This window comes from Haloarcula quadrata (assembly GCF_003634715.1).
Lineage (GTDB): Archaea > Halobacteriota > Halobacteria > Halobacteriales > Haloarculaceae > Haloarcula > Haloarcula marismortui.
Map to the genome: position 1 here is coordinate 2,551,949 of NZ_RBWW01000001.1, position 21,394 is coordinate 2,573,342.

Sequence of the window (21,394 nt, forward strand, 5' to 3'; positions counted from 1 at the left end):
CTACCCAGCAGATTATCTATTTTGAGAATGCTATGGTTGTCCTATTGTCGATTCTCGTGAAACTGTGCTGTCACAATGCAGTGACTCATCCCAGAGATGTTAACATAGCGGCGACCGTAGGCTGTGTGTATGGTGACCGTCTCCGGACCGTGGACGAGCGAGGAGATGGAACAGTTTCTCAGCGCCGAAACTGTGCCACTCCGTCTCGGGTGTCGAACTCCAGCAGACAAGCCTTGGATGCTCTCGCTCTGGTATCGGTTCGTTGACGGTGTCTTCGAGTGTGCGACTGGGGCGGATGCGGCAGTTGTCGACTACCTCGACTATGACGCCAGCGTCTCCTTCGAAATCTCGACGAACGAGCCGCCGTACTGCGGCGTCAGAGGCAACGGAACAGCGACGATGACAGCGGACGAGGATAAGACAGTTCTCACCGAGTTGTTGCACCGCTATCTCGGCGGGACCGACTCACCACTGGCCGACCAACTGCTTGCACCCGACCGCCGCGAGGTACGGATTACGATTACGCCCGACCGACTCCACACCTGGGACTACAGCAATCGGATGTAACAGCCTGAACCAATGGAACATACAGACTCAACCATGGACAGCGACCCGACAGATATCAAATCACTCGCGATAAGCGCCACCGACCTCGTTGCAGCCATCGAAGCGGCTGCGGACGGGTCAGAGACGGTGTTGCGCGTCACACCGCCGTTTAGCGGCCGGATGCGGGCGCGTCTCCACGTCGTCCAGCCCGACGACGACGATGGACCGATTCTCATCGAGCCCGGCTCGCTACTGGCTACGGACGCACCGTCGTATCCAACGCCTGACGACACCGCTGACGAGCTCCGGGACGCGGACGACGAGACGTACTCGGTGGAGCGCCATCGGACCTACCACGAGCAACGACTCGCCGAGTGGCGGGAGTCGCTGCCGGACCACGTCGTTGATAGCACCACACTAACGGATACAGAACACGACGTAACCGTGTCACTACTCGGACCGTGATCGGTCGTGCACGTCCACCGAGAATGTCATAGATATCAGAAGTTCCACAGGTGTTATACCAGATCTCCGCCGCTAATAAAACGTCTCCGCGCCGCTCAGCCTGTAGTAAAATGAACTATTGGGGGACCACTGTACGTGAAACGAAGCGAAACGGCCGGAAACCTCTAGAGGTTATAAGCTATCTCCAGTAAAAGCCGTGGATAGGTTCCCTCCATATGTCAAGTTCGTCCGCATACGAATTACTCGCCCAGTTTGATGACTCGATACCGGAGTTCGACGAGCCTTTCGTCTCCGCCGTTCGAGGTTTCGCGTTCTGGACAGCGATTGCGCTCCCGTTTCTGTATCTCCCGCTGCTAATTACCGGCCTGAACTCCGGGGCAACGCGGGTCGCGTTCGTCGCACTCGTCGTCTGCAACGCCGTGACACTGTTTATCGGCCACGCACACAGAGGAGATGCCTGAAACGGAACGCTTCAATTTCGGTCACCAGCGTGGATATCGTGCCCTGCTACTCCGTATTACCGCTGTGGCCATACGTTCATTCTCCCAGTAGTCGTTCGCGTGCACACGTCCCGAACAGCAGTCACCGCAGGTGTCGGTCCGGGCCTCGGCGAATCGCTGGCCAGATTCTCCCGCTAACTGCCGCGGACACAGTAACTGCGACGCACAGTCCTCGCTCGATCCGACCGAAATCGCCGGTCATACTGGCACCTCGTCGAACAGGACCGCTCGGCGTGGACACTATAATTTGATCTCTGCCCCACGTCGCGGCATTCTGAGCGCTTCGGCTCCGATGCCGGCTATTCTTCGAGGAGGTCGACCCACTCTCTGAGCGGCCCACGAACACCGTCGGCTGATATCGTCACGTCGCCGTCGAACCGCCACGTCGCCTGTTGGGAGTCCGAACCGAACCGCATCGGAATGGCAATCGACAGATCGTCGGCCGTCACATGGAGTGCCTCGTCGCGATCGACCGTCTCATCGAGTAACCGTTCGGCGGCCAGGCGGAGCTGTTCAGGGTCCGGGTCCGGGAGATCCGTGGATTGACTCATACCTGTTGCTTGGAGCCGGAGCTACCTCCATGTTGTGTCGACCGAGGCGGTTTGCCCCGTCATTTAGGGGTGTGTAGTCCCCAGACTGTGCCGATGGAGCTGGAAACGCCGTACGCCCTCGGAGGGACCTACTACGTCGAGACCGTGTCGGTCGGGAAACGGACGGACGACGAGACGGTGCGCGATTGCGTGGTCTGTGGCGGCCACATGTACGCCGACGACTGGCATCTCGTCGTCGGAGTTCTGGATACAGGCAGCGGACGACAGCGCCACCACCACTGTAGCGACGACTGCCTGACCGAGTGGCTCAAACTCATGACGGCTGCCTGAGCGCCGGTGAGTCCGCGGAGTCTTGACGATGGAGCGCGTCGGGAAAGTATGGACGAGCGCACGGGCGTGTTCAGGGTCTACCGGGTCGTCGATGCGGTCCCGCACATCAATCTGTTCGACACCGATGCAACGCGGCTCTACACCGTGTACCAGTCCGGCTACGGCGAACGACAGCCGGCAGTTGACGACCTCCGAACAGGTGATCTCGTCGAGGCTACGCTCGGCGGCGATCCCGACGACTCGGAGGAAGCCTGGTCGCTGCTTTCGTTCGACCGTCGTGACCGCGTCGCGATGGATTTCGTCGTTGACGCCGAAGTCCCCGAAGTCGCGGCTGACCTCTGGGAGCCGGGGCTGGAACGCCCGGCGAGCGCCGTACTCGAAGAAGACGGCAAGCCGGTCGCGGAGTGTTTCGTGCAGCCGCGCGCGCCGCTGCCCGGCGGCACGTTCGTCCCGAGCGTGCTCACCGGGCTCGTGCCGATGGAATCACTGCTGACCGAACTCCCCGGTATCGGCGACCCGCCGACAGACGCTATTTTCATCGACCCCGATCCGCCCGATGCTGACTCGTACTCCCGGCCGTATGGCGTCGCTGTGTTGTTCACTGCTGGCGCTGATGACCTACTCACGGAGTTCCGGGAGCGATATGACCTCTCTGCCGACGCGGACAACAGACCCGAATACGACCCGTACGGGCTGTGAGGGGTCAGGAGGGCGGTCCACAGGAAGCCGCTACATCGTGATGACGAGCGGTACCGGGACGAAACAGAGCATCCCCAGAACGAAGGTAAGCAGGCCGACAGCCCAGCGGCCCGGTCCCAGCGGCGTCTCGTCAAGCGGCGTCGCCGACCCGAGCCGGCCGAACACCAGCGCCAGAATCCCCCAGAACGCCCACAGCCCGGCCGCTCGGCCCCCCTCGAAGGCGACAAGGTAGCCAGCGAGTCCAAACAGGGCGACGGGGACGGCGAGCTGGACCAGAGACAGTCGGTCGCCAAACAGCGACCGAGCGACGTGTGAACCGTCGAGTTGGCCGACTGGCAGGAGGTTCAGGAAGGTCACGAACGCCCCCACCCAGCCGCCGATGACGACCGGGTTCGGGAGGAGCTGCGGGTTCGCGTACTCAAGCTGTTCACCCATGACTGCGGCGATACCCTGCAACAACAGCGGGTAACCAAGTTCGATGTTCGTGACGATGCCGCGAGTTACCTCCACTGGTGGGAGCGTCACACCGATGGCAGTCACGACGACTGTCGCAACGAGACCCGCCAGCGGGCCGGCGACGCCGATGTCGAACAGCGCCTTCCGGTCGGGGATGTGGTCGTTCATGCTGATGACCGCACCCAGCGTCCCGAGCACGTTCGGAAACGGCAGGAAGTACGGCAGGCTCGCCTCAACCTCGTGGTACCGGCTCATGACGTAGTGGCCGAACTCGTGAATTGCGAGGATACCCAGTGCGGCCGCGGCGAAGGGCCACGCCGCGAGCATGGCTGTCGGGTCTTCGAGCACGGACAGCCCGTACCAGCGGGTCCCGGCGTACAGCGTCGACAACAGCGTCAGGACGGCGAGCCCGACGTTCAACCACGGGATGCCGTCGACGCCGAGCGACCGCTCGTGGGCAATCAGCACCCATTCGCCCATCTCCCGCTTGAGCGCGACGCGGTACCCGCGCTGACGGAACGCCGGCGCGATGCGGTGGATGACCTGTTCGGACTCGGTCAGTGGCTCGCCGTAATACCGGACGCCGTCCTCGGCGGTCCTGTCGATCTCGTACACGTGGAACGTGTCTGCGAGCGCTTCCGGGTCAGGTAACTCCGGCGGCGAGGACTGAGTCGCCATTACCAACGTTTAGGGTTCGACCCGTTTGAACCTGTTTGCTGGCCCCACTGGATACAGTAGAGCCGCCCAACTGGCTCGCTCAGTCTGCGATGGCTTCGTCCGACCCGGTCGCGGCGCTGGGGTCCTGAATCCAGAGGTCCCCAAAGAGGTCGTCCTGCTGGAGGCGGACCTGACCGCGGTGAGCTAAAAAGAGCAATCCGAGGAACGTCTCAACGCGAGACCCACCGGCCGTGTCGACCTCGCGGTACAGCACCTCTTCGCGGCCCTGGTCGTACTGCTCGCGGACGGCGTCGTGCACGTCGGCGATGATGTCATCGATGTTCTCGGCGTGGGCTGTTCCAGTCACATCGGCGGCCGACGGTTCCTCGTCCAGTCGCATGTCGTCGGCCCCGCGGTAGTCCAGTTCCTGCGTCCCGCGGTCGTACCCGCTCGGCGAGTCGCTGGTGTCGTACTCGCGGGACTCCTTCCACCACGATTCCCGTTCGGCGTCGCGGAGATCCCGGACGAGTTCATCGAGCGTCTGTGGCATCCCGCGGGCGCGGCGGCGTTCGAGCCGTCGGTCCATCTCCGACTCCAGCGCAGCGAAGGGGTCCGGGTCCTCGATGGGGGCGTCCTCGTGCATTGCCTGCTCCCACGGCTCGGCCGGCTCCTCTTCCGTCTCGCCCTCGCCGAGCATTGCGTCGCTTTTCATCCGAATCAAGACGCTCGCGTAGAACAGCGCCCGCCCCGACGTGCGCAGGTCCGCGTCGTCGATACGCTGGAGGAACTTGTCGGTGACCCGCACCACGTCGATATCCCACGGGTCGATTTCGCCGTCGTCCGCAAGCTGGACCAGCACTTCGACCGGTTCGACGTCTTCGTCCTCGTCCTCGTCGGTCGTCCGGTCGCTTTCGGGGCTGTCCTGTGCAGTTGTCTCGTCGTCTGGGTCGGGGGAGTCGCCCAGCAGCGCCGCCGCGTCGTCCGAGCCACCTGGCGGCTCGCGGTCCTCGTGCCCGGTGATGTTGAGCGGGATGTCATCGGCATCGTCTCGCGGGTCACTGCGCTCGCGGGTCACATTCGCTCCCCGCTCGCTACCCCGAGACGCTTCCTCCGGGCGCGCCTCGCCCTCCCCGCTCGACTGTGCCGAGGAGTCTCCGTTGCGCTGCTCCGTCGGCTCCTCGCTAGTCATCAGCCGGAACCTCCTCATCACCGTCGCCCTCACCGCTGAGGTCGATCCCGGTCACGGCGCTCACGTTGTCGCCCTGCATCATCACGCCGATAGCGCGCTCGGACCGCTCCAGCATGGCCGAGCGGTGTGAGACGACGACGAACTGGGCGTCGCCGGCGAGTTCGTCCACCAGTTCACCGACGAGGTCGGCGTTAGCCGCGTCGAGGAAAGCGTCGACCTCGTCCAGCGCGTAGAACGGCGCGGGGTTGTGTCGCTGGATGGCGAAAATAAACGCCAGCGCTGTCAGGGACTTCTCGCCGCCCGACATCGCGTTCAGCCGCTGAATCGGCTTGTCGCCGGGCTGGGCCTTCATCGTCAGCCCGCCCTCGAAGGGGTCGTCCTCGTCTTCGAGGTGGAGATGGCCGGTGCCGTTCGAGAGCCGCTCGAAGATGTTCTGGAACTGGTCGTTGATCTCCGTGAACGACTCCATGAACGTCTCCTTCTTGCGGGCCTCATAGGTATCGATGCGGTCGCGGATGCCGTCGGCCTCTTCGACCAGCGTCGCTTTCTTGTCTTCGAGTTCCTGCAGGTCGTCGTTGACCCGGTCGTACTCCTCGATAGCCCGCATGTTGACCGGCTCCAGTTTCTCCATCTCCGTTTCCAGCCGGTCAATCTCCTGCTCGACCGTCTCGTGGTCGGGCACGTCCTCGGGGTCGTAGTCGCCGACCTGCGCTTCGAGTTCATCGATTTCCCACTCCAGACGCTCCTGAGTTTCCTGCTCAGATTCGAGGTCGCGCTCAATTTCGGAGACCGCGGCCTGTTGCTCGTCGCGGGCTTCCTTGGCTTCCTGCAGGTCGGCTTTCAGGTCTTCGCGCTCGGACTTGAGTTCGGCCAGTTCCTCTTCGAGGTCGGCGACGGCCTGTTCCTTCTCGCCTTTCAGCTCCTGCTTCTCCGCGACCGTCGCTTCGAGGTCGTCGATGCGTTCCTCGTGGTCGGCCTTGCGGTTCTGGGCCGCCTCAATGTCGTCGTGGAGGTCCTCGATGGCCTCCTCGGCGTACTGCTTCTCTAACTGGTACTCGTTGAGTTCGGCGTCGAGTTCGCCCTGACGGTCTTCGAGCGCATCGATGTCGTCCTTGATCGACTCGCGCTGGTCGGTCAGGTCCGGTAGTTCCGAATCCTCGACCTCGGCTTCTAGCTCGTCGATATCGCGCTGGAGCGCGTCGATCTCTTCGGTCTTTGCTTCGATGTCGGCCTCCAGTTCGTCCATCTGGTCGGCCACGTCCTCGCGCTCGTCAGCGATTTCTTCGAGGTCCGCTTCCAGTTGCTCGATTCGCTCGCGGGTGTCTTCGAGCGCGGTCTGCTTGCGCTCGATGCTCGTCTCGATATCCCGGACCTGTTCGGTCGCATCGGACTCGCGGTCGCGGGCGTCGTCAAGGCGCTCCTCGACATCACGGAGGTCATCGCGCACGTCGGCGCGCTCGTCTTCGAGTTCGTTGATGCGCGTGGCGACCCGTTCGAGCTTGCCAGCGCCGCCCGAGAAGGAGTAGCGCGTGCCCGAGGAGGAGCCGCCGGTCATTGCGCCGGACTTCTCGACGAGGTCGCCCTCAAGCGTGACCATCCGGTAGTCGCCCATCAGCTCGCGGGCGGTGTCCATACTGTCGACGACGACGGTGTCGCCCAGCACGTACGAGAAGATACCCGCGTACTCGCGGTCGAAATCCACGAGGTTGTACGCGAAGTCGATGACCCCGTCGGCGCTGGGCAGAGACCCCAGCGAGCGGTTCTGCATCTGCGTGATAGGGAGGAACGTCGCCCGGCCGGCGCTACGGGATTTGAGGTACTCGATACAGCGCTGGCCGACGCTATCGTCATCGACGACCACGTGGGCGAGACGCCCGCCGGCCGCCGTCTCACAGGCCGTGGCGTACTCGGGGTCGACGCCGCCGAGTTGGCCGACGGTGCCGTGGACGCCGTCCTGGCCGGCGTTGAGAATCGCCGTCACCGCCCGGCCGTACGAGGAGTCCCCGTCTTCGCCGGCCTTCGCCTCTAGCTGGGCGTACTCCTGCTGTTTCGCGCTGATCTCGTCTTCGAGGTCGTCCAGATCAGACTGGAGCTCCCGCTTCTCGGCCCTGAGGTCGTCGACGACTTCGCCGATAGTCGCCTTGTTCTGTTTCTCTTTCTCCAGTTCCGTCTGCAGGTCCTCGATGTCGGCTTCGAGGTCGGGGATCTCGGCTTCGGCTTCCTCAATAGCCGCTCGCTTCTCGTCCTCGGCGTTCGAGCGCCGGCGGGCCTCATCAAGCAGACGGTCCTGCTCGCGCTGGAGGTCGTTCTTCTCGCTTTTGAGCGTCTCAAGCCGCGAGCGTTTCTCCTCCAGTTCGTCTTTGACCTCTTGGAACTCCTCGCCGACCTCGTCGATTCGTTGCTGGACCTCCGCGAGTTCGGATTCCTTCTCCGCGATGTCGGCCTTGACGTTGGATTTGGCGACTTTCGTCTCGCGGATGTCGCTTTCAAGATCGTCGATGGTCTCCTGCTTGCGGTCGATCTGGACGAACGCCTGCCGGCGCTCGTTCTCGGCGGCCTCGACTGTTTCCTCGGCGGACTCGATCTTGTCCTCCAGCCGGGAGATGTCGCCTTTGATCTCCTCGATCTCGCGCTTGATGGCGAGCTGTTCGTCCTCGCCTTTGCGCTCGATTTCCTGGTTGAGTTCGTGGAGCTCGTCTTCCAGTCGGATGACCGCACCTTGGCGCTCGTCGAGTTCCGTCTGGAGTTCGGTGAGTTCGCTTTCGAGTTCGTCGATGGACTCCTCAACGGCTGTCAGTTCCTCGCGCTTGTCTTCGAGTTCGGCAGCCTTGCGGTACCCCTCGTACTCCTCTTTCTCGTCACGGAGGTCCTGATACTTGAGCGCCGTCTCCCGTTCGTCTTCAAGTTGATCAAGACGCTCCTGTTTCTCCTCGATGCGGAGCTCGGCCTCGTCGATGCGCTCTTGCACGACCTCCAGTTCGTCGAAGGCGTCGGCCTTCTTTGCGTCGAACTGGGCGACGCCGGCGATCTCGTCGATGATCTCCCGGCGGGAGCCGGCAGTCATGTTGATGATCTCGGTCACGTCGCCCTGCATGACGACGTTGTAGCCTTCAGGCGTGACGCCGGCCTGAGCGAGCAGGTCCTGAATGTCCGAAAGGTTGACCGAGCGACCGTTGATGTAGTAGTAGGAGTAGTAGTTGTCCTCGGTCTCCTTGACCCGGCGTTTGATGGCGATCTCGTCCACGTCACCCACATCTTCAGTGCCGGCGGCGTTGACGACCTGTGAACGGGACAGCGTCCGGTCGTCGTTGGCCAGAATTACCTCGACGCTGGCCTGCCGTTCGCCGTCGTACTCGGCATCTTCGTCGGCGTGGCCGGGGTTGTAGATGAGGTCAGTGAGTTTCTCGGCGCGGATACCCGAGGTGCGAGCGAGTCCAAGTGCAAACAGAATCGCGTCGATGATGTTGGACTTGCCCGAGCCGTTCGGGCCGCTGATAGTGGTAAAATCTTCGTAGAACGGGATTCGGGTCTTCCGTCCGAAGCTCTTGAAATTGTCGAGGACGAGCTCTTTAATATGCATGCGGTGATGTAGCCGACAGCCCTACGCGACGATGATGTCGGACTCCGAGTCCTCTTCGGTCTCGGTCTCCGACGCGGCCTCGGCCTCCTCCCTGTTATCAATCTCGTTGGTATCCTCAGTGTTAGGTGTGTCGGCCTCCGTCGAGGTGGCGGCCGATTCCTCCGAGTCGGGCTCGTCAGCGCTGAATCCGTTGTCCTCATCGACGCTGGCTTCGAGTTCCCGGATGCGGACCTTACATTCGACGAGTTCGTCGGTCAGTCCCTCGACCGACGCTTCCAGTTCTCTGACGCGCGTTTCGAGTTCCTCGACTCGGTTGCCGCACATATCCGTAACCCAGCCATTGTGGACACTTATACCTACGTCAGACATTGGCTGTCCGAGTGATACATTATGCAGAGTTGACGGGAGACGCAGGGCACGGACAGTACGCCTGTGTCACGGTGAGTAGCGCTTCCGGAGGTACGCCGAAATTTCGTCGACGTGGTCGGCGCCGAACGACCAGTAGCCGCGCCACTGGCTCGGTCCGGTCCGTTCAGCGAGGAGGACTCCCTTCATATCGGCGGTACAGTCAGTGTTGACGACGAACCAGGACTCCCGGAGCTCGTCACGCGGTTCAGTATGGATAGTAGGGTCCTCGGATAGTTCGGGGACACGGTCCGGAAGGCCGTACAGGTGCAGGTCGGTATCGCTGTCGGCCAGTCGGTCATACACGCGTCGGGTCCCGCGCTCGTCGTCGATCCGGGAGAGGTACTGAAACCCCGCGTGGAGCGTGTTATCGTCGGATTGCCACCCAAGCGACTCGATGTACCGCGAGAGTTCGATGAGCAGCATCTTCCGCTTGCCCGTGACAGTAAAGGGGACCTCGTCGAGGTGCAACAGCGCCGCCGGCGTGTCGACCTCGTCCAGAGACCGCGTTCCCGTGACATACAGGTCGGAGTTGACGAGCAACACGCACGCGCCGACCGCACTGATCGACGAGACGGCCAGCTCCGTGCCGTCGGCGTCCTTGACGACGACGGCGTTTTCGGGGGATTCTGGCGACATCTCGCCAGCCTGAACCTCGACGGCCGGCGAGTCAACCATCCGCCTGAGCATCCGCACTAGCGGCTCGGGTTCATCGTCGTTAAACACCGTGAGCGTCCGCCGAGCTAACGGAACCGTATCGATGAACGCCGATATCGTCACACTGCCACACATTTGATTCTCCGTATTGAAAGTGGCGGGGCCGTTATCGAGAGTGAATACAGGTCTGGCTGGGGAGTTGCTGCGGATGGGGTCGTTAGCCTTTAGCCACGCGCCACCGAATCCCGGACAATGACTGCGCAAGCGTCCGAAGCCCGCGAACTCGCGGCCGTCATCGGGCTGGAGGTCCACGTCCAGCTTGAGACGGAGACGAAGATATTCTGTGGCTGTTCGACCGACGTGGCCGATGCCGAACCCAACACCCACACCTGCCCGGTGTGTCTGGGCCTTCCCGGCGCGCTCCCGGTGGTCAACGAGGGAGCGGTCGAGGCCGCCGTGAAGGTCGGCAAGGCTATCGATGCCGACATCCCGGCGGAGACCACCTTCCACCGGAAGAACTACTACTACCCCGACCTCCCGAAGAACTTCCAGATAACGCAGTACGACTCGCCGATCTGTCAGGACGGGGAACTCGAATTCTCCGTCGAGAGCGAGCGCCGCAGCGTCGACATCCGCCGGGCACACCTCGAAGAGGACCCCGGCTCGATCAAACACGTCCGTGAGGGCTCGGGCCCGCTGGAATCCCGCACCTGCTCCATTGAACGCGCGGATTACACGCTCATCGACTACAACCGCGCCGGAACGCCGCTGATGGAGATCGTCACGGAACCGGACTTCCGTGCGCCGGGCGAGGTCCGGTCGTTCCTCGAAAAACTCGAAGAAGTGCTTGAGTATCTGGGCGTGTTCGACGCGACGCGGGATGGCAGTCTCCGCATCGACGCGAACCTCTCAATGGTCGACGCCAGCGAAGTTGGCGAAGACGGCGACATCGACAAGTCCGTCCTCGAAGACGCCAACCGCACCGAGGTCAAGAACATCTCAAGCCACAAGGGCGCGGAACAGGCGCTCTCCTTCGAAGCGTCGCGCCAGCGAAAACTCATCCAGTCAGGGCGCGCCGTCGAACAGGAGACACGTCACTTCAACGAAACGCACGGCAACACGGTGTCGATGCGCTCGAAAGAGGAGGAGAAGGACTACCGCTACTTCCGGGAGGCCGACCTGCCGCCGCTTCGAGTTAGCCACTGGAAAGACGAGGTGCCGATCCCGGAACTCCCCGACGCCCGCCGCGAGCGGTTCGTCGAGGAGTACGGGCTCAGCGAGGAAGCCGCCTCGAAGCTCACGAGCACGAAACAGGTCGCGGACTTCTTCGAGGACGTGGCCGAGCGCTTCGACGCCAACCTGGCCGCGACGTGGGTCGCCGACAACCTGCTTGGCGAACTGAACTACCGCGACATGGCCATCACCGACATTGACGACCGCTTCGATGAGGTGACCCAGCTCGTGGCACTCGTCGCCGAGGACGAAATTACGGCCAAAAACGCCCATGAGACTGTGCTCCGGGAGATGCTCGATACGGGCGACGACCCCGACACCGTCGTTGACCGCGAGGGACTGGGCAAGACCTCCGGCGACGAGGTCCAACAGGCTGTCGTGGAAGCTATCGACGAGAATCCCGACGCCGTTGAAGACTACCACAGCGGCGAGGGCGGCGCAATCAACTTCCTCGTCGGACAGGTCATGCAAAAAACCGGCGGGAGCGCTGACCCCGGTGACGTGAATGGGTTGCTGCGCGAGGAACTGGAGAGCTAAGATAGCGTCCTACTCGGCCTGGTGGTGCAGTGGCGAGCCTGAATTGCTGCAGTCATCGCTGTGGCCAGTTGTCCGGCAGTTCATCGGCGTGGTTCTCAAGCAACTCGAGCATCGGTTCTATTTCGTCGAATCGCTGGCCTCGTGATACCTCATCGGCCGCTCGGTCCCAGTTGATGTACGCTAAACTGGCCAGACGGGGTAAGTCATCGTGACGGAGTTCAGTTTCAGTACTCTGAGCGCCGACACTTCTTGGCAGAAAGTCGACAATCTGCCGTGGACTATCCTGCTTCAGCATGAACAGAATCATTCGACGACGGCGGGTAAACAATGCCTCAAACACCCGGTCCATCCCTGTGTCCCATATCACGTCCGGGATAGAAGTTTCCATCCAATAACAAGAGACACACTACTGATAATAAATGTCAGGGTACCGCCGTTCCCTTGCCGAGTCGGTCCTGAACTCTATAGGCGTGGTTACCGTATAAGGCTATCCTACTGTCCAGTACGCTGAGCTGCGCGCTACGATTCGCTCGACGTGCTTGACTCGACGCTGTCACGTCGCTCGCCCGGCATAATCGCAGGGTCTTTCCACAGCAGTGTGACGAGTATCGCAGCGGCGAGCGCTTCGAGGGTTTTGATCGCGGACTCGGTCGGCTCGGTGTTGAAATGGTCCAGTATCAGCAGGGCAGTGCTCCCGCCGTGGTGGCCGCCGCTCCCGGACGACGGCGCGGAGAACCCATCCACGAGGAAGGCACCGTGGCCGGTGGCGTGCCAGAACACCCACGCGGCAATGGATGCGACCATGAGGAGCGTCCCGGCGATATAGGCGTTCCGCAGGCCGATGACGCCCCGTGTAATGAGATACGGGCCGGCGAGCAACACCGCGGCGAAGGCGACGAACAGGAACGGGCGAGGGTCCGGCGGGAGCCCCCGGCCGAACAGTCCCTCTATCGCTTGCGCGTAGATGATGCTTCGCGGGAGTCCCCACCAGAGGTGAAACGCCGCCGTCGCAAAGACGAGTGCGGCGGCGGTTCCGCGGAGGAGTTTGGTCGTCCGGCGATCCATACCGGCAGTCGGGGAGGCAGTGGCAAGAGTGCGTCGAAGTGATGAGTGGTGCCACAGCTGCCCACTTGCGTTGGACCGCTGCCGAATTGATAATGGGGCTACCTCCGCGCGAGCGCGAGCGGCCCCGCAAGCGCCCGCACACCCGCGCTGTCGCCTGATTTTCCCGAAAGCGTTTAGAACAACTGACTCCGTACCGACGGGTAATGACAGAGACAGGTGGTGTCCGATGAGGCTGATTATCACCGAGAAGGACAACGCCGCTCGCCGCATCGCGGAGATCCTCTCAGAAGGGGGCGCGTCCGCGAATCGGCGAAACGGCGTCAACGTCTATCGGTGGGGAGACACCCACGTCGTCGGCCTCTCCGGGCACGTCGTCGGCGTCGACTTCCCCGAGGAATACAACGACTGGCGGGACGTCGAACCGGTCGAACTCATCGACGCCGACGTGACGAAGGAGCCGACCCAGGAGAACATCGTCACGACGCTGAAGCAACTCGCCCGCAAGGCCGACGAAGCCACCATCGCGACGGACTACGACCGCGAGGGGGAACTCATCGGCAAGGAGGCCTACGAACTCATCCGCGAGGAGACAGACGCGCCCGTCGACCGTGTCCGCTTCTCCTCGATCACCGAGCGGGAGGTCCGGGACGCCTTCGCCAATCCCGACGAGATTGATTTCGACCTGGCGGCTGCGGGTGAGGCCCGTCAGATTATCGACCTCGTGTGGGGGGCCGCACTCACTCGCTTTCTTTCGCTGTCGGCCCGACAGCTGGGCGACGACTTCATCTCCGTGGGTCGGGTCCAGTCGCCGACGCTGAAGCTCATCGTCGACCGCGAGCGCGAGATACAGGCCTTCGACCCCGAGGACTACTGGGAAATATTCGCCGACCTCCAGAAGAACGGTTCGGGCTTCGAGGCCCAGTACTTCTACGACGACGACGGCAAAGAAGCCGAGCGGGTGTGGGTCGAAGACGACGCTGACGACGCGTACGCAGACCTGACGAGCGTCGACGCGGCGACGGTGACGAGCGTCCGCCGCCGGACCCGAACCGACAGCCCGCCGACGCCGTTCAACACCACCGCCTTCATCTCCGCTGCGAGTTCACTGGGCTACTCCGCCCAGCAGGCGATGTCAATCGCCGAGGAGCTGTACACCACCGGTTACATCACCTACCCCCGAACGGACAACACGGTCTACCCGGACGACCTCGAAGAGGACGCCCTGCTCGATGAGTTCGTCGGAGCCGGACACTTCGGCGAGGACGCCGAGGCGCTGCTGGAGCAAGACGACATCACCGCCACCGAGGGCGACGAGGAGACCACCGACCACCCGCCCATTCACCCGACGGGCGAAATTCCGCCGAAGGCCGACCTCTCGGACGACGAGTGGGAAATCTACGAACTGGTCGTCCGGCGCTTCTTCGCGACGGTCGCCGAGGCCGCCACGTGGGAGCACCTGCGGGTCGTCGCCGAGGCCGGCGGCCGCTCGCTGAAGGCCAACGGCAAGCGCCTTGTCGAACCGGGCTATCACGAGGTGTATCCTTACTCCAGCGCCAGCGAGAACCACGTTCCCGACGTGGAGGAGGGCGAGGAACTGGCCATCTCCGAAGTGCGGATGGAGGCCAAACAGACCCAGCCGCCACGTCGCTACGGCCAGTCGCGGCTCATCCAGACGATGGAGGACAAAGGGCTTGGGACGAAATGCCTCACAGCGGACAGTGACGTACTTGTCAGGTCTGAAAACGGAGATATCGAGCGACAGACAGTCGACTCGCTCTTTAGCGACGGACAGGTCGTCCTCGCTGACGGAGACACAGATATTGCGGTCAGTAAGGAGACACCGACGGTCCTTTCGCTTGACGAAGCGACTGAACGTGTCTCCGAACAGGAATCAACGCTCGTCAGTGAGCGGCCGTTGAGAGACGATGAGAGCGTTCGAACAATCGAAACCAGTCGCGGAGCGGTTACAGTTACCGACGACCACCCGATGTACATCCGGCAGGACGGCGAAGTCACAGTCCGTCCAGCGTCGGATATCGAGGCGGGAACCGACCTCGTCGCGGCTCGTAGACCGCCGGACACGATGGTCGAACCATCCGACGAAACGGTGCTTTCGTGGGAAACGTTCGCTGCGGACTGCGACAAGCACTCGAAGCTCTACGGCGTCGATTGCGGAACAGAACTCGCGGCACAACGAGCGGCGCGTGACGAGAGCCAGACTGCGTTTGCCGAGCGATACGGTTCCTACGGCTCTGCGGTTGGCAAATACGAACGCGGTGAAAAGGATGTCCCCGTCTGGTTGCTTGGCGAGTTGGATATCAGGCCAGACAGAATTCACGGGCTGAATTACGAGACGAGCTTCGAGAATCCATTCCCCTTGGAGTGGTCACCGGAACTGGCGCAGGTCATTGGCTGCCTCTTGGGTGACGGCTCGATACACCGCAACGACGATGAGAACGTCGTTGACGTGCGGTATCACAACACGGATGAGGCATTGATAGAGCGATTCGCTCGGGATATTGAACGACTATTCGATATCGAGCCGACCGTCACCGACCGTCCGGGACGAGAGTCACATCACAAGCGAAAGTATCAGGTCGATGTTCCATCAGCGGTCGGGCGTGTCCTCGTGTGCGTGTTGGAGGCCGTAACTGAGAACGGAACGCCGGTGCTTCCGGACGCAGTTCGGCCAGCGTTCGTTGGTGCACTGTTCGACGATGAGGGTCACATTTCCCGAGAAGGGAGGGCCTTTATTTCAAACACGGACCACACGCTTCTGACAGGCGTTGGAGAAATGCTCGCGGAGATGGGTATTGAAACGAAACTGGCCCCCGACCAGCACAAGCTCCACATTCGGGGGCGGCGGAACCTCGAGCAGTTCCTCGATAGAATACCCATTGCGTCTGACGAGAAGTTCTATCGAGGACTCGACGCGCTCGACGCGTACGACGTAACTACGAGGAAAGCGGAGCTACTGGAAGCGATTCGGCAGGAGCCGAAGACGAGTGCCGCGCTCGCCCAGACTCTCGGCGTCACCCGGGGCAGCGTAAACAAGTATCTCCGCGAACTGCGCGAGAGCGGTCACATCGAAAAACAAATTCAGGGGAGCAATCGAAGTCTAGACGAGAACAGAACTGTTCAGTATGTTGCAGCCGATTTCGAAGGGTCCGTATACGCGACACTCCGCGGCGAACCGTCGTCGGTCACCGTTGAAGATGTCGAGCGCAGCGAGTACGACGGTCCGGTGTACGACCTCACTGTCAGCGAGAACGCGCCAAACTTCGCCGTCAATGGCGGTGCAGTAGTTCACAACTCAACCCGTCACAATTCAATCGAGAAGCTGTACGACCGCGGCTACATCGAGGGCGATCCGCCCCGACCGACGACGCTGGCGATGGCCGTCGTCGAAGCCGCCGAGGAGTTCGCCGACCACGTCGTCAGCGACGAGATGACCGCCCAGCTAGAGGCCAACATGACCGCCATCGCCAACGGCGAGGCCACGCTCGACGACGTGGCCGATGAGTCCCGCGAGATGCTCAAGCGCGTCTTCGAGGAGCTGCGGGACTCCCGCGAGGAGATCGGCGAGCACCTCCAAGAGTCGCTGAAAGCCGACAAGACGCTCGGCCCCTGTCCGAAATGCGGTGAGGACATGCTGGTCCGGCGCTCGCGCCAGGGGTCGTACTTCGTCGGCTGTGACGGCTTCCCCGAGTGCCGTAACACGCTCCCGCTCCCGTCGACGGGCGAGCCGCAGGTGCTCGAAGACCACTGCGAGGAACACGACATGCACCACGTCAAGATGCTCGCCGGCCGGGACACGTTTGTCCACGGCTGTCCCCGCTGTGAGGCCGAGAAGGCCGACGAGAGCGAGGACGAGGTCATCGGGCCATGCCCGGAGTGTGGCTCGGAACACGACGGCGACCTCGCAATCAAACACCTCCGCTCGGGCTCCCGGCTGGTCGGTTGTACGCGCTACCCCGACTGTGACTACTCGCTGCCGCTGCCACGCAACGGCGACATCTCGGTAACCGAGGCGTTCTGCGAGGAACACGACCTGCCGGAGCTGGTCATCGACGCCGACAGTGACGACCCCTGGGAGCTTGGCTGTCCCATCTGTAACTACGAGGAGTATCAGGCCCGCACCGCCATCGAAGATCTGGAAGACCTGAACGGTATCGGCTCGGCGACCGCCGAAAAGCTCGGCGACGCCGGCGTCGACTCGCTGGCGGCGCTGCGGGAGGCCGACCCCGACATCGTCGCGACCGAGGTACAGGGCGTCAGCGCCACACAGGTCCGGGACTGGCAGGACGAACTGGAAGCCTGAGAGGGCCGCCGGTCAGTCAGCGACGAACGTCACGCCGTCACAGACCGGACACTCGACGGCGTCCGCGTTATCGGCTGTGACTGTGTCGACAGCACCGTAGACGACTGCGTGCGTTAGCGGCTCGGGTATCTGGCGCTCGCAGAGCGGGCACTCAACGACGCCGGCTCGCAGTCGGTCTCGTTCGATGCTGTGGCCAGGAGTCATAACTGAAGGTGGGACGTGGAACTCGGGCCGTCGTCGTCATCAATACCGCCCTCGTGGGCGAACGTATAGTCGTCGTCCGTGAGGAACACGTCACCGTGGGTTTCCGAGACTTCGATACCTGAGAGCGTCGTCCCTGCGGCGTCGCCGTTGTCGCAGCCGCCGTCACAGGCGTCGAACAGTGACCCGTGTCGGGGACAGATGAGCTGGTCGTCCCGCATCGGGACGCCCCGCCCGGTGTCGAACCGCTGTGCCTCGTGCGTACATCGGTTCACCCACGCCTCGACGCCGTCCTCGCAGGGAACGAGAACGACTTCTTCGAGGTCGCCGTAGGGGTCTTCGGCGGTGAACAGCCACGACCCGTCCTCGTGGACCGTCTCGACTGTCGTTAATCGCTGCACGACTGGCGCGTTAGGTTGCCGCCAGTATCAGCGTTACCGTGGGAGTAGAGCTATGGGTTCACTCGCCGGTCTCCGCAGCGATGAGACGCACCAGCGCAGTGACGAATACCTCGAACAGTCGCCAGACCAGCACACAGCTGACGACGAGCACGGCAAGGACGATGGCGACCAGCCAGAGGAGAAGGCCGTACTGCAACGCAGTGAGCAGTCCCGCCACCAGTCCGGCGACGAACCCGCCGACGAAGAGGCCGCCGGAAGCCTGAAGACAGCGGCGTTGCCAGCGGTCAAACGCCAGCGCGTCATCAGCCCCCAACAGCGATGGTAAGGCGAGACCGAGCCCGGCACCGCCCAGCGCGAGGATGAAGAAGACGCTGCCGAACAGATACGAGAGTCCGCGGACGAAGCCGTCGTCGGACGCCGACGCTGTCGGCATCGTCGAAAACGAGTACAGCACTGCCACCGTCACGACAGCACCCGTAAGAACGAGCACACCCCGGATGGCAGTGACGACGTACCGGCGTTTGTCCGCGGTCATTGTCTGACGATTGTAACATAGCCATCATAAATCTTCGGAGACGTATATATCCGGAGCCAATACCGGCCGGGCAGGACTGTCAGCGCGACCCACTGTGATGGGTGTATCCGAAGCGGTTATACGGCCACGCGCAAGTCTGGCTGGTATGAGCGACTGGGCGGACTGGGACCACATCGTGAAGATAGACCCCGACAAGACGCTGGTCGATGGAGAGACGTTCGAAGACGTCGCGGCGACGGGGACTGACGCCATCGAAGTCGGCGGGACCACCGGGATGACAGAGGAGAAGATGAAGCGGGTCGTCGACGCCTGCGGGAAACACGACATTCCCGTGTATATCGAGCCGTCCAACCCCGCGTCTGTCGTCCACAGCGACCGTCACGACGGCTATCTCGTGCCGGTCGTGATGAACGCTGGCGACGTAACCTGGATCACCGGCGCGCACAAGGAGTGGATACGTATCGACGACGGGATTGACTGGTCACGAACATTCACCGAGGCCTACATCGTCATGAACCCGGAGGCGTCGGTGGCATCCTACACGCAGGCCAACTGCGACCTCAACGCGGACGACGTGGCCGCCTACGCCGAAGCCGCAGAACACTTGCTGGGACAGGAAATCGTCTACGTGGAGTACTCGGGGATGCTCGGCGACCCCGATATCGTCGCCGCCGCCGCGGACATCCTTGACGACGCGACGCTGTTCTATGGCGGTGGCATCCACGACTACGAATCCGCCCGCACGATGGCACAGCACGCGGATACCATCGTCGTCGGTGACCTCGTCCACGATGAAGGCGTCGATGCGGTGCGAGAGACGGTGAAGGGCGCGAAAGACGCGACGGCGACAGTCCGGTAGCTAGAACGCCAGCCGTTCGAGCAGCCGACCGACGACGCCGCCGGGGTGGCGTTTTGTGTCTACTTCCATCGACGCGTGGTCGCTGTCCTGAATTGCTGACTGCGTGGTCCCGGTGCCGTTTGACGTACGGGCCGAAAGCCCACCGTTGCTTGCGTGGATCAGGAGCGTTCTGTCACTGTCAGCCGCGTCTATCGCCGCTGGAAGGTCGCCTCGGTCGACGAAGCTTCGATCTGTCGGGATGTCACAGAGGTCGAGCAGGTCGTCGTGGTACGCTTCGAGTTGCTGGCGTTCCTCGGCCGACTGGCGCTCGTCGAGCGGGTAGAGGAACTGGAGGTCGGCCCCGGTCGCTGTCGCGACAGCGTTCCCGACGCGGACTTTCAGTGGGTCGTACGGGCCATGGGTCGTGACCAGCGTGATCGTTTCCAGCGCGTCAAGCGGCTGTGCGTCGACGGCGATGGTGTCGCAGTCGGTCTGTTTCCGAATGCGGTCGATACTGTCGCCCAGCAGCGAGTCCTCGAACGACGCGCCACGTTCCACCAGAAGCACATCGACGCCGCGCTCTTCGACAGCGTTGGCGACGGCCCGCTCAGGATGGTGGCTGACGAGTTCGCCGTACTCGACAGGGGTATCGAGGGTAGCCGCCAGCGTATCGGTCCGACACTCGAATTCGAGGTCGTCTGGGGACTGCACGCCGGAGGCATAATCGAGGGGCTGCTGGTCAGGCACTTCGTCGAACTGGACGACAGAGAGGCTGCTGTCAGTGGGCGAAAGCGCGGCCCCGACTTCAAGCAGTGTGGCTTCGCTCTGCCGCGAAGCGCCCTCGGGGAGTGCGACAAGGACGGAGGTCTCTGCTGTCTCATCGAGCGTCTCCTCGGTCCGGTCGAGCGCGCGGTCGCCGATACTCCGGCGGACGGATTCCTTGATCGCGCCCTCTCTGGTGACTCGCGGTCGGACGTAGCCCAGATACCAGACGACACTGGCGATGACAATGCCGACGGCCCCGACAATCGCGATAAGGCCCATCTGCGTTAGCAGGGCGAAACCGGTCAGGGTGCCGAATATCGGCGTCCACGGGTACAGCGGAACCTCAAAGGAGGGGTCGTAGTCGGGGGCGTCGCTCTCACGGAAGCCGATGAGCGCGACGTTGATGAGCGCGAACACAAGGATCTTGAACGCGCTCGCGAGCTTGGCGATTTCCAGAATCGGAACGAAGAGGATGAGGAGCAACATGACGCCGCCGGTCAGCGTGATGGCAGTCACCGGCGTGCCGAAGCGGTCGCTGACCGTACTGAGCAGGTCGGGCGCGAGCCCGTCACGACTCATGGCGAACGGGTAGCGCGACGAGGAGAGGATACCGGCGTTGGCCGTGCTGACCAGCGCCAGAATCGCCGCCAGAACGACGGCCGCGACGCCAGCGGTACCGAGCGTTGCCTCGGCTGCATCAGCGATGGGCGTCGTGCTCCCGGCGAGCTGGTCGAGCGGAATGACGCCGACGACGACGGCGACAACGAGTACGTACAGCAGCGTGGTGAAGGCGAGCGAGCCCAGCATCCCGAGCGGAATGACGCGGTCCGGGTCCTCGACCTCTTCGGCGATAGAGGCGATTTTCGTCACGCCAGCAAAGGAGACAAACACGAGGCCGGTCGCGGCGAAGATGCCTTCGACGCCGTACTCCCACATCCCGCCGTACGTCGCGGTGTTGACTGCCGGCCCGCCGCCGGCGACGAACCAGCCGATCGCCACGAGCATGACTGCGACGATGCCGATCTGGAGTCGTCCGGTCTGTTCCGCGCCGAGGATGTTGACGAGGATGAGGACGGCGGCGAGCGTGATTGCAACCGGGCGGATCGGCAGGTCGAAGAGAAGAACGAGGTACGGCACGCCACCGACGAGTGCGAGCGCGCCCTTAAACGAGAGCGAGAACCATGTGCCGAGGCCGGAGACGGTGCCAAGCAGCGGCCCCATTGACCGCTCGATATAGACGTATGTGCCGCCGGCCTCCGGCATGGCTGTCGCCATTTCGGCCTTGCTGAGTGCGGCAGGAAGCACAAGCACGCCCGCGAGCAGGTAGGCGGCAATGATGCCGGCTCCGGCGTCTTTCACCGCCAGCGCCGGCAAAATGAAGATGCCACTGCCGACCATCGCGCCGATAGATATCGCTACTACTGACAGCAGTCCGAGGTCGCGTTCCAGGTCCTTGGCCATTG

20 protein-coding genes are annotated in these 21,394 nt (G+C 62.8%); 8 read left to right on the forward strand and 12 right to left on the reverse strand.

Going from position 1 to position 21,394, the window contains the following annotated elements; translation table 11 throughout:
• Nucleotides 1-129: 129 nt before the first annotated feature.
• The 3 genes from BDK61_RS13140 to BDK61_RS13150 all read left to right on the forward strand — a co-directional run bounded on the left by BDK61_RS13140 (nucleotide 130) and on the right by BDK61_RS13150 (nucleotide 1,472).
• A complete protein-coding gene (locus tag BDK61_RS13140) occupies nucleotides 130-567 on the forward strand; it encodes a pyridoxamine 5'-phosphate oxidase family protein (RefSeq protein WP_004957479.1) in 438 nt (145 codons plus the stop codon).
• 12 nt (nucleotides 568-579) lie between these two features.
• Complete coding sequence (locus BDK61_RS13145) at nucleotides 580-1,011, forward strand: hypothetical protein (protein ID WP_193363561.1); 432 nt, start codon at nucleotides 580-582, stop codon at nucleotides 1,009-1,011.
• Nucleotides 1,012-1,226: 215 nt separating this feature from the next.
• Entirely contained in the window at nucleotides 1,227-1,472 is a 246-nt protein-coding gene (locus tag BDK61_RS13150; RefSeq protein ID WP_007187664.1) for a hypothetical protein, read from the forward strand.
• Between the two features lie 338 nt (nucleotides 1,473-1,810).
• Here the strand turns inward: BDK61_RS13150 and BDK61_RS13160 are convergent, their stop codons facing one another.
• Nucleotides 1,811-2,062 carry a hypothetical protein gene (locus BDK61_RS13160; protein WP_121303458.1) on the reverse strand — a complete coding sequence of 84 codons (252 nt, stop codon included), beginning with the start codon at nucleotides 2,060-2,062 and terminating at the stop codon, nucleotides 1,811-1,813.
• A 93-nt stretch (nucleotides 2,063-2,155) separates the two neighbouring features.
• Here BDK61_RS13160 and BDK61_RS13165 point away from each other — a divergent pair, with 93 nt between their 5' ends.
• Entirely contained in the window at nucleotides 2,156-2,392 is a 237-nt protein-coding gene (locus BDK61_RS13165) for a DUF7576 family protein (protein WP_121303459.1), read from the forward strand.
• Between the two features lie 48 nt (nucleotides 2,393-2,440).
• Nucleotides 2,441-3,091: a hypothetical protein gene (locus BDK61_RS13170; protein ID WP_007187665.1), complete on the forward strand. Its 651-nt coding sequence runs from the start codon at nucleotides 2,441-2,443 to the stop codon at nucleotides 3,089-3,091.
• Nucleotides 3,092-3,121: 30 nt separating this feature from the next.
• Here the strand turns inward: BDK61_RS13170 and BDK61_RS13175 are convergent, their stop codons facing one another.
• The 5 genes from BDK61_RS13175 to BDK61_RS13195 all read right to left on the reverse strand — a co-directional run bounded on the left by BDK61_RS13175 (nucleotide 3,122) and on the right by BDK61_RS13195 (nucleotide 10,158).
• Nucleotides 3,122-4,225, reverse strand: a complete 1,104-nt coding sequence (locus tag BDK61_RS13175) for a site-2 protease family protein (RefSeq protein WP_007187666.1) — start codon at nucleotides 4,223-4,225, stop codon at nucleotides 3,122-3,124.
• Between the two features lie 79 nt (nucleotides 4,226-4,304).
• A complete protein-coding gene (locus BDK61_RS13180) occupies nucleotides 4,305-5,393 on the reverse strand; it encodes a segregation/condensation protein A (RefSeq protein ID WP_121303460.1) in 1,089 nt (362 codons plus the stop codon).
• Nucleotides 5,386-8,973 (reverse strand): chromosome segregation protein SMC, encoded by a 3,588-nt coding sequence (smc, locus tag BDK61_RS13185; protein WP_121303461.1) that lies wholly within the window; start codon nucleotides 8,971-8,973, stop codon nucleotides 5,386-5,388. The genes BDK61_RS13180 and smc overlap by 8 nt, the downstream gene beginning before the upstream one ends.
• A gap of 21 nt (nucleotides 8,974-8,994) precedes the next feature.
• Nucleotides 8,995-9,297, reverse strand: a complete 303-nt coding sequence (locus BDK61_RS13190; RefSeq protein ID WP_004957526.1) for a DUF7518 family protein — start codon at nucleotides 9,295-9,297, stop codon at nucleotides 8,995-8,997.
• 111 nt (nucleotides 9,298-9,408) lie between these two features.
• The gene (locus tag BDK61_RS13195; protein WP_244209793.1) at nucleotides 9,409-10,158 is read right to left on the reverse strand and encodes a DICT sensory domain-containing protein; all 750 of its coding nucleotides are present in this window, start codon (nucleotides 10,156-10,158) and stop codon (nucleotides 9,409-9,411) included.
• Between the two features lie 129 nt (nucleotides 10,159-10,287).
• On the opposite strand from BDK61_RS13195, the gene gatB reads away from it, so the two are divergent.
• On the forward strand, nucleotides 10,288-11,805 hold the full coding sequence (gatB, locus tag BDK61_RS13200; protein ID WP_004957529.1) for an Asp-tRNA(Asn)/Glu-tRNA(Gln) amidotransferase subunit GatB: 1,518 nt from the start codon (nucleotides 10,288-10,290) through the stop codon (nucleotides 11,803-11,805).
• Nucleotides 11,806-11,857: 52 nt separating this feature from the next.
• Here gatB and BDK61_RS13205 read toward each other — a convergent pair whose 3' ends face one another.
• Together BDK61_RS13205 and BDK61_RS13210 are read right to left on the reverse strand one after the other, a co-directional pair.
• Nucleotides 11,858-12,154, reverse strand: coding sequence for a hypothetical protein (locus BDK61_RS13205; protein WP_004957532.1), 297 nt, complete (start codon nucleotides 12,152-12,154; stop codon nucleotides 11,858-11,860).
• 170 nt (nucleotides 12,155-12,324) lie between these two features.
• Nucleotides 12,325-12,870 (reverse strand): hypothetical protein, encoded by a 546-nt coding sequence (locus BDK61_RS13210; protein ID WP_121303462.1) that lies wholly within the window; start codon nucleotides 12,868-12,870, stop codon nucleotides 12,325-12,327.
• A 226-nt stretch (nucleotides 12,871-13,096) separates the two neighbouring features.
• Here BDK61_RS13210 and BDK61_RS13215 point away from each other — a divergent pair, with 226 nt between their 5' ends.
• A complete protein-coding gene (locus BDK61_RS13215; RefSeq protein ID WP_121303463.1) occupies nucleotides 13,097-17,191 on the forward strand; it encodes a DNA topoisomerase I in 4,095 nt (1,364 codons plus the stop codon).
• A gap of 12 nt (nucleotides 17,192-17,203) precedes the next feature.
• Here the strand turns inward: BDK61_RS13215 and BDK61_RS13220 are convergent, their stop codons facing one another.
• The 3 genes from BDK61_RS13220 to BDK61_RS13230 are packed head-to-tail and all read right to left on the reverse strand — an operon-like array spanning nucleotide 17,204 to nucleotide 18,328.
• Nucleotides 17,204-17,395 carry a hypothetical protein gene (locus tag BDK61_RS13220; RefSeq protein WP_121303464.1) on the reverse strand — a complete coding sequence of 64 codons (192 nt, stop codon included), beginning with the start codon at nucleotides 17,393-17,395 and terminating at the stop codon, nucleotides 17,204-17,206.
• Nucleotides 17,392-17,793 (reverse strand): Rieske (2Fe-2S) protein, encoded by a 402-nt coding sequence (locus BDK61_RS13225; RefSeq protein ID WP_121303465.1) that lies wholly within the window; start codon nucleotides 17,791-17,793, stop codon nucleotides 17,392-17,394. The genes BDK61_RS13220 and BDK61_RS13225 overlap by 4 nt, the downstream gene beginning before the upstream one ends.
• A 58-nt stretch (nucleotides 17,794-17,851) precedes the next feature.
• Nucleotides 17,852-18,328 (reverse strand): hypothetical protein, encoded by a 477-nt coding sequence (locus BDK61_RS13230; protein WP_004957546.1) that lies wholly within the window; start codon nucleotides 18,326-18,328, stop codon nucleotides 17,852-17,854.
• A gap of 145 nt (nucleotides 18,329-18,473) precedes the next feature.
• On the opposite strand from BDK61_RS13230, the gene BDK61_RS13235 reads away from it, so the two are divergent.
• A complete protein-coding gene (locus tag BDK61_RS13235) occupies nucleotides 18,474-19,187 on the forward strand; it encodes a phosphoglycerol geranylgeranyltransferase (protein ID WP_121303466.1) in 714 nt (237 codons plus the stop codon).
• Here the strand turns inward: BDK61_RS13235 and BDK61_RS13240 are convergent, their stop codons facing one another.
• Entirely contained in the window at nucleotides 19,188-21,392 is a 2,205-nt protein-coding gene (locus tag BDK61_RS13240; protein WP_121303467.1) for an APC family permease, read from the reverse strand. It lies immediately after the preceding gene.
• Nucleotides 21,393-21,394: the final 2 nt, after the last annotated feature.